At 59.6% G+C, this 7,246-nt stretch carries 7 protein-coding genes; all 7 read right to left on the reverse strand.

Features of this window, described 5'->3' with window-relative positions; genetic code table 11:
* Nucleotides 1-22 precede the first annotated feature (22 nt).
* Nucleotides 23-1,693, reverse strand: coding sequence for a DNA repair protein RecN (gene recN, locus BEN47_RS19915; RefSeq protein ID WP_070731168.1), 1,671 nt, complete (start codon nucleotides 1,691-1,693; stop codon nucleotides 23-25).
* Between the two features lie 88 nt (nucleotides 1,694-1,781).
* The gene (porD, locus tag BEN47_RS19920) at nucleotides 1,782-2,705 is read right to left on the reverse strand and encodes a type IX secretion system protein PorD (protein WP_070731171.1); all 924 of its coding nucleotides are present in this window, start codon (nucleotides 2,703-2,705) and stop codon (nucleotides 1,782-1,784) included.
* Nucleotides 2,702-3,355 carry a phosphopantothenoylcysteine decarboxylase domain-containing protein gene (locus tag BEN47_RS19925; RefSeq protein WP_070731175.1) on the reverse strand — a complete coding sequence of 218 codons (654 nt, stop codon included), beginning with the start codon at nucleotides 3,353-3,355 and terminating at the stop codon, nucleotides 2,702-2,704. Before BEN47_RS19925 ends, porD begins: the two co-directional genes overlap by 4 nt.
* Before the next feature lie 118 nt (nucleotides 3,356-3,473).
* The gene (locus BEN47_RS19930; RefSeq protein WP_070731177.1) at nucleotides 3,474-4,058 is read right to left on the reverse strand and encodes a flavoprotein; all 585 of its coding nucleotides are present in this window, start codon (nucleotides 4,056-4,058) and stop codon (nucleotides 3,474-3,476) included.
* A gap of 161 nt (nucleotides 4,059-4,219) precedes the next feature.
* On the reverse strand, nucleotides 4,220-4,567 hold the full coding sequence (locus BEN47_RS19935; protein ID WP_070731180.1) for a DNA-directed RNA polymerase subunit omega: 348 nt from the start codon (nucleotides 4,565-4,567) through the stop codon (nucleotides 4,220-4,222).
* Between the two features lie 20 nt (nucleotides 4,568-4,587).
* The gene (locus BEN47_RS19940; RefSeq protein ID WP_070731181.1) at nucleotides 4,588-5,418 is read right to left on the reverse strand and encodes an outer membrane protein assembly factor BamD; all 831 of its coding nucleotides are present in this window, start codon (nucleotides 5,416-5,418) and stop codon (nucleotides 4,588-4,590) included.
* Nucleotides 5,419-5,522: 104 nt separating this feature from the next.
* Nucleotides 5,523-7,246: OstA-like protein (locus BEN47_RS19945; protein WP_125921838.1), on the reverse strand; the 1,724-nt coding region annotated here is incomplete at its 5' end.

Here is a 7,246-nt window from a genome sequence, read left to right on the forward strand (position 1 = left end):
CGGCAAGCTAATGCCTACCGCATTACGCTGCCACCTCGCCCCGCAGCGCCAGCAACTCGCGGGCGCTCTGGAAGGCATTCTCACTCGGCTTAGCACCCGCAATCATGTGCGCAATTTCCTTGATGCGGTCGTCCTGGTTCAGCTCCCGGATGCGGCTCACAGTGCGGTCAGCGCGGTCTTCCTTGTACACGAAGTAGTGAACGTCGCCGGCAGCGGCCATTTGGGGCAGGTGCGAAATAGCAATTAATTGGTGCTTATGCGCCATTTGCTGCATCATGCGGCCCACTTTCACGGCAATCTCGCCGGAAATACCGGTGTCGATTTCGTCGAACACGATGGTGGGCAGAGCTGTTTTATCGGCCAGCATGTACTTGATGCACAGCATCAAGCGCGAGAATTCCCCGCCCGAAGCAGCTTTGCTCAACGTCTGGGGCTGGGCACCTTTGTTGGCCGTGAAGAGGATGTTCACCACGTCGGTGCCGCTGGTGGCGGGCGCGCCAATGCTGTGCTGCACCACAATGCGGGCGTGCGGCATTCCGAGGTCGGCCAGCAGCAGGCCCAGCTGTTTCTCAAAGGTGGGAAACGACTTGCGGCGGCTTTCCGAGAGCTTGGCGGCCTGCTTGGTGACGGCGGCCAGGGCCGCGTCCGAATCCTTGCGCAGCCGGTTGATTTCCTTGTCCAGGTTCAGCACCGAGCTCACTTTTTGGCGGAGGCTGTCGCGCACTGCAATGAGAGCCGGCAGGTCGCGGGCCTGGTGCTTGCGCTGCAGCGTGTAGAGCACGTTGAGGCGGTCCTGCAGCTCTTCGGCGCGGGCGGGGTCGCCCTCGGTGCGGCGCTCGGCGGTTTCTACCTCGTCGGCAATGTCGTGCAGCTCAATCAGGCAGCTTTCCAGGCGCTCGCGCAGCTCCCGGAAGTTGTCGGCGTAGTTGGCCACCTGGCCCAGCAGCATCACGGCGTCCTTCATGCTGCCGGTGGCGCAGGTTTCGCTGTCGCGCAGCCCGTGCAGGGCCTGGCTCAGCTTGTACTTGATTTCTTCGGCGTGCTCCAGCTGCTTCACCTCCTGCTCCAGGGCGTCCTGGTCTTCGGTGTCGAGGCGGGCTTCTTCCAGCTCATTCAGCAGAAAGCTGTTATAGTCCAGCTCCTTACTGGCCTGGGCCGCCTGGCTTTCCAGCGTCTGCAGGTCGGCTTCCAGCTTGCGGTACTGCCGGAAGGCGTTGCTGTAGTGCGTGCGCTGCGGCACCAGTCCAGCGTACAGGTCCAGCAGGTTGAGTTGAAACACGGCGTCGCCCAGCAGCAGCGTGTCGTGCTGCGAGTGAATGTCCATCAGGTTGGCGCCGATTTTCCGCAGGGCCTCCAGCGTCACCGGCGTGTCGTTCACAAAAGCCCGCGACTTACCATTGGGACTAATTTCGCGCCGCAAAATGCACTGCACGTCGTAGTCCAAATCCTCGGCCTCGAAAATATCCTGCAGTTGGTAATTGGCAATATTGAACTGCCCTTCAATTACGCATTTACGCTCCGTATCAAATAGCATGCGTGAGTCGGCGCGATTGCCCAGCAGCAGCCCAATGGCGCCCAGCATGATGGATTTGCCGGCACCCGTTTCACCCGTGATAATATTTAAAAGCGGCGACGGCCGCAGCTCCAGCTGCTCAATCAGCGCGTAATTATTAATCCGTAAATCGACTAGCATTATTTTTAATTATGAGTTTTGAATTATGAGTTTTGAATTAGAAATTGTCGTTCAGACAACTCATAATTCACCACACATAACTCATAATTTATTTTAGAACACTCTGGTATTTCGCCGCATTCGCCGGGTCCACTTCAATGAGCATGGTCACGAGCTCCTGCTTCTGGCGCTGGTCCTGACTGGTGCGGAAGATATTGGCAATTTCGTCGGACTTGGCCTCGAAGAAGGAGCGGGCGAACAAGGTGTTTGGCCGCGTCACGGCGGCCTTCTGAATCCCCGTCAGGGCCTGCATCACGGAGCTGCGGGCGTCTTCGGGCTTTTCCACAAACACGTCCATGCCCTGGCGGTAGTAGCCGTACAGGCCCGTGCGGAAGGCCTGCAGCTGGGGGTCGGTGAGGTTATCGAGCAGAAAATGCCGGTCGCGGGAGCCCGAGCCGAGCCACCCGGCATCGGGCTCGTTGGTGCTGGTCTGGTTGGCCGTGTAGTTCACCACGTTGCGGGCCAGCTCGTAGTACGGCGTGCCCCCAAGCGGCGCAAAGGTGTCGCGGTCCATGCCAATAACCATGTAGGCATAATAGCCCAGCAGCGACGACAGATTGGACACGAAGCTGTTGGGTGAAAAGTCCAGCGGCGCCTGCGGCGAGTAGTTGAAATTGAAGCTGCGGTCCACGATGCTGATGACGTTGGTTTCGTAGCCCGTGCCGTACACCGGCCGCGTCGAAATCATGCGCATGGTGGTTTGGTACGAGCCGTTCTGCGGAATTTTCTCAATGCCGATGAACACGCGCAGCCGGATTTTCTCCTCCGGCCGATGGGCCTGGCTGGTCCAGGACCGGTTATTAAGGAAGGTGCGGATGTCGTTCTGCATCTGCCCCACGATGGTGGGGTCCGTAATCGTCACGTTTTGGGTGGTCACCTGCACTTCGGACAGCAGTTCTTGGGCGCGGGCAACGGGCGCCGCCAACAGCAGAACCGCAACGAGGGGCAACACAGCGAGCAATTTTCGCATCATGGGGTACTTATGGGCAGGCGGGCCAGAATCAGGCGTACCAGTCCGCGGGCCACGTCGGCTTTGGACTGCAACTCAAAATTAACGATTTGGCCGGCGGCATCCAGCACGGTCACCTTGTTGGTGTCGTGGCCGAAACCCGCGCCGGCATCGCGCAACGAATTCAGCACAATGAGGTCGAATTTCTTGCGGTGCAGCTTGCCTTGGGCGTGGGCCAGCTCGTTTGTAGTCTCCAACGCAAAACCCACCGCAAATTGTTCAGGCCGCTTGCTTTGGCCGAGCGTGGCTGCAATGTCCACGTTCTTCACCAGCTCCAGGGTCATGGTGTCGCCCGACTTTTTTATTTTCTCCACCGCCACCTGCGCGGGGCGATAGTCAGCTACTGCCGCCGCAAACACCCACACATCGGCTCCGGGTGCCACCGCGGCGGCGGCCGCAAACATCTCGGCCGCCGTCTCCACCCGCACCGTGCGGACGCGCGGGCTGGCGGGGTCCGGCAGCTGGCTGGGGCCACTCACTAGCGTCACCTCCGCCCCCTGCGCCGCGAAAGCTTCGGCCAGCGCGTAGCCCATTTTACCCGTCGAGCGGTTGCCCAGGAACCGGACAGGGTCCAGCGGTTCGTAAGTGGGGCCAGCGGTAAGAAGAACGTGCACGTTGGAAGTGTGGGTTAAAAAAGAACGTCATGCTGAGCTTGCCGAAGCATCTCTACCGTGCAACTAATCAATTTTAGTACTGCGGTAGAGATGCTTCGGCTGCGCTCAGCATGACGTTCTAATTCTTAGTGGTTGATTCAGCAAAGAAAGCCTCCAATTCGGCCACTATGTCCTCGGGTTCCAGCATGCGGCCGTGGCCGCTGAGGCCGCTGGCCAGCTCGCCGCTGGGAGAGTCGAATACATGGTTGCCGAAGGAGCGCAGGCGCGCCAGATTCTGCGTCACGGCGGGGTGGGCGAACATGTCCACGTCCATAGCCGGGGCCAGAAAAACCGGGCAGCGGGCCGATAAATAGACGGCGCAAAGTAGATTGGGGCACAACCCGTTGGCCAGCTGCCCGATGGTGTTGGCGCTGGCAGGCGCGATGAGCAGCGCATCGGCCCACAGGCCCAGCTCCACGTGGTTGTGCCATTCGCCGGCCGCCGCATTGCGCAAAAATCCCGTCAGCACAGGTTTTTTGGAGAGTGTACCCAGCGTGAGAGGCGTGACGAATGCCGCCGCTGCTTCGGTGAGGATAACCTGCACTTCGGCCCCGGCCTTCACCAGCAAGCGCGTGAGCACCGCCGCTTTGTAGGCGGCAATGCTGCCGCTCACGCCCAGCAGGATGCGGCGGCCGGCGAGGGAGGAAAGCGTGTGGTCCGGCATAGGAATTCGTTGCGGGTTGCTGGGTCACAAAAGAACGTCATGCTGAGCTTGTCGAAGCATCTCTACTGCGCAAGTAAGGAATTACTACTGCGGTAGAGATGCTTCGACAAGCTCAGCATGACGTTCTTCTGGTACCCGGCCGATTTGTTCGGCAGGGATTTTTAGAATAGCTCGCGGGGCACCGGCACCTCTTCGGGCGCGGGCGTGGTGTACTGGATTTTGCCCTGCAGGAACTCCTCAATAGCGAGGCTGGTGGGCTTGGGCATCCGCTCGTACTGCTTGGAAACCTCGATTTGCTCGCGGTTCTCAAACACTTCTTCCAGGTTATCAACGGTAGAAGCAAACTCGGCCAGCCGGTCGTTCAGCTCTTCCTTCAGCTTAATCGAGAGTTGGTTGGCGCGCTTCGAAATCACGGAAATGGCCTCGTACACGTTGCCGTTGTCGCCGGTGATGTCGGCCACGTTGCGCGTGATGATGGAGCTCGACGGGGTGTTGGGATTAGGTTTCATGGGCTGATATTGATTACAAATTAGTTAGAGGCCGCAGCGGGCAGCGATTTCAGCTTGGCAATCTCGGCCTGGCTGGTATCAAACATGCCCTGGGCTGATTTCAGGTTTTTGCTCTGGGGAAAACCGTCAATATATTGCTGGTAAAAGGCCACGGCTTCGAGGTACCGCTCGCGCTGCTTCGACTCGACGCTTTCCTGGGCCCAGGCGTATTGCGCGTTGAGGCGCAGGTACGCGGCCTGCTCGGCAAAGGCCGACGCGGGGTATTGCTGCTGGAAATTGGTGAGGGCCACCACGGCCGCCTGGTTGTAGCGCAGCTGAAAGTACAGACGGGCGCTTTCAAACGCCTTGTTCTCCAGCTTCTTCTGCAGCTCCTGCGACATGTTCTCGGTCTCGGCCCTGAACTTGCTTTCGGGGTAGCGGTTCAGGAAATCCTGAATGGCTTCGAGGGCCGACACCGTGTTGGTCTGGTCCAACTCGAAGCCCGGCGAGTCTAGGAACAGGGACTTTGAGTTCAGGAAAGACGCTTCCTCGGCGTAAGCCGAGTTGGGGTACGTGTCCACAAACTGCTTGAAATAGAACGTGCTCAGCACGTAGTTGCGCTGCTTGTAGTTGGTGTTGGCGAAGTAGAACTGGGCCTTTTCCGCTTCGGGGCGGCCCTTGAGCAACGGAATCAGGTCTTCGAGCAGCGTGCCAGCACGGAAAAAGTCACCCTTTTCGTAGTAGGCAATGGCGGCTTCGTACTTTTTATTAACGTCGGTGCTTTTAAGCAGGCGCTGGTAATTGTTGGAGCAAGCGCCCAGCACGAGCGAACTAACCAGCAGAAACAGAAGCGTGAGGCGGGAAATCGGCATATGGGGTGCAAAGGTAACGATTTGAGTCGGCGAAGGCAAACGGGGCGTTGCAGGCAACGCGGTCGCCGGGAGCTAGAGTGCCCGGCGGCCGCGAAAGGTTGCAGCTACGGGCGGGCCGTGGGCGTCGCCACGGCGGCTCTGGCGGGCGCTGGCGCCGCAGCTGATTTGGTTATCGGCGGGCTGGTTTTGGGTTTGGGCGCGGGCTGAGGCTTGGCGGGAGCCGGCTTCGCGGGTGCTTTTTTAGCGGGCGCCTTGGCCTTGGCACTGCTTTTAGTGGCGGGCTTAGTTTTTTTCCTGGCAACCGGGCGCTTTTTGGGGCGGTCATCAAACTGCTTGCCCAACACCTGGCGGCGGGTGGGCCGTTCCTTGGCCAGCCACTGAAAACCCTTCAGCCGCTGGTCGTCGGGCTTGAACTCGTGGGGCGGCACAAACCGGGCCTCGGGGTTGGAGAGAACGGTTATTCTATTGAGCTTGCTCTCCAGAAACAGCATCCGCATGTTGGCCGACAGCACCCGGTTCATGCCCGTGGTGGCGGTGTCGTTTTCCAGCGCGTAAAAGATGCTTTCGGCGTTGCCCTGCACGTCCACGCGCCGCAGCTTGCTGTCGCGGAAGTAGGCCGTCATGCTGCGGCCCTTGGTCTGGTTGAAATTCAGCAGCGTGTCCTGGTCCACGGCCAGGGCATTGCCGAAGAGGCGCATCTCGTCAATCCGGCCGCGCTTCGAGCGAATTTGCATGGAGTCGGCGGTGAGCTGGTTTTTGGCCTGCCACAGCACCGGGTTCCGGTTGAGGTAGATGATGCTGTCCTGCCGGTCGTAGGTCAGCGAATCGCAGATGCCCTGCAACTCGCCCCGGAATATTTTCACCTTCGGATAGGCATAGAGCACCGTGCGCGTGGTGGTTTGGCCGGGGCGGGCTTCCACGCTCACCAGCGTATCGGCCGCCATATACAAGGTATCCTTGTCGCTGATGTTGCGCACCACCGGCCGGCCGCCGTAGAGCTTGGTGCGGCCCAGGGCGCGCCAATAGCGGCCCACGTCGCCGCGCAGGGTCAGGTTGTCTTTCTTCGATATCAGGCTGACGTGGCCTTTGGCTACGCCGTACATTTTCACCTCGTCGTACACCAGCTCATCGCCGCCCAACAAGTAGTTAGGCGTGTCTATTTTGGCGTTTTTCTTGAAGTTGGAAACGCGGGTAATGGTGTTGTAATTACCGCCTTCGGCATACAGATTCCCCTGCTTGCCTTTAATGCGCGTAGGCCCGTCGAAATAAGCAATTTTCGACACCGTGTTGTAGCGCAGCAGGTCGTTGTTCAGCTCCGAATCGGGCGTGACGAGGTGCACGTTGTTCGTGAACACGAAGACCTTGGAGTTGGTATCGTAGAAGCCTTGCTGGCTATCCAGCGTATTTTGGGGGTCGGTGAGGTGGCCGGTTTCCGTATAGAAGGCCGTTTTGCGGTTGAGGTCGTACACCAGGCTGGGCGTGGTGAGGGTCATGCGGGTGTCGCGCATCACCACGTTGCCCACCATGCGGGCGGTGAGCTTGTCGCCGTTGTAAAAGCCCTTGTCGCCCGTGATGGTCATGGTGTCGCCCTGCACCACCCGCACGTTGCTGAAGGCCTCCACCTCGTTGCGGTCGAGGTACTGATAGGCCGAATCGCAGTACAGAAAAGTATCTTCCTGCTGAAAGCTGACGTTGCCGAGCAGCTTGCGAATCTTCACGCCATTGAAGTCGCCCCCGAGCAGCTTGCCGGCGGTGAGCAGCTGAATGGGCGCCCCCTTGGCTGCCACGGGCGGCGCAATGGCCGGCCGCGGACTGCGCACCGCGGCCC

The organism is Hymenobacter lapidarius (genome assembly GCF_001816145.1).
In the GTDB taxonomy this organism is placed as follows: Bacteria; Bacteroidota; Bacteroidia; order Cytophagales; family Hymenobacteraceae; genus Hymenobacter; species Hymenobacter lapidarius.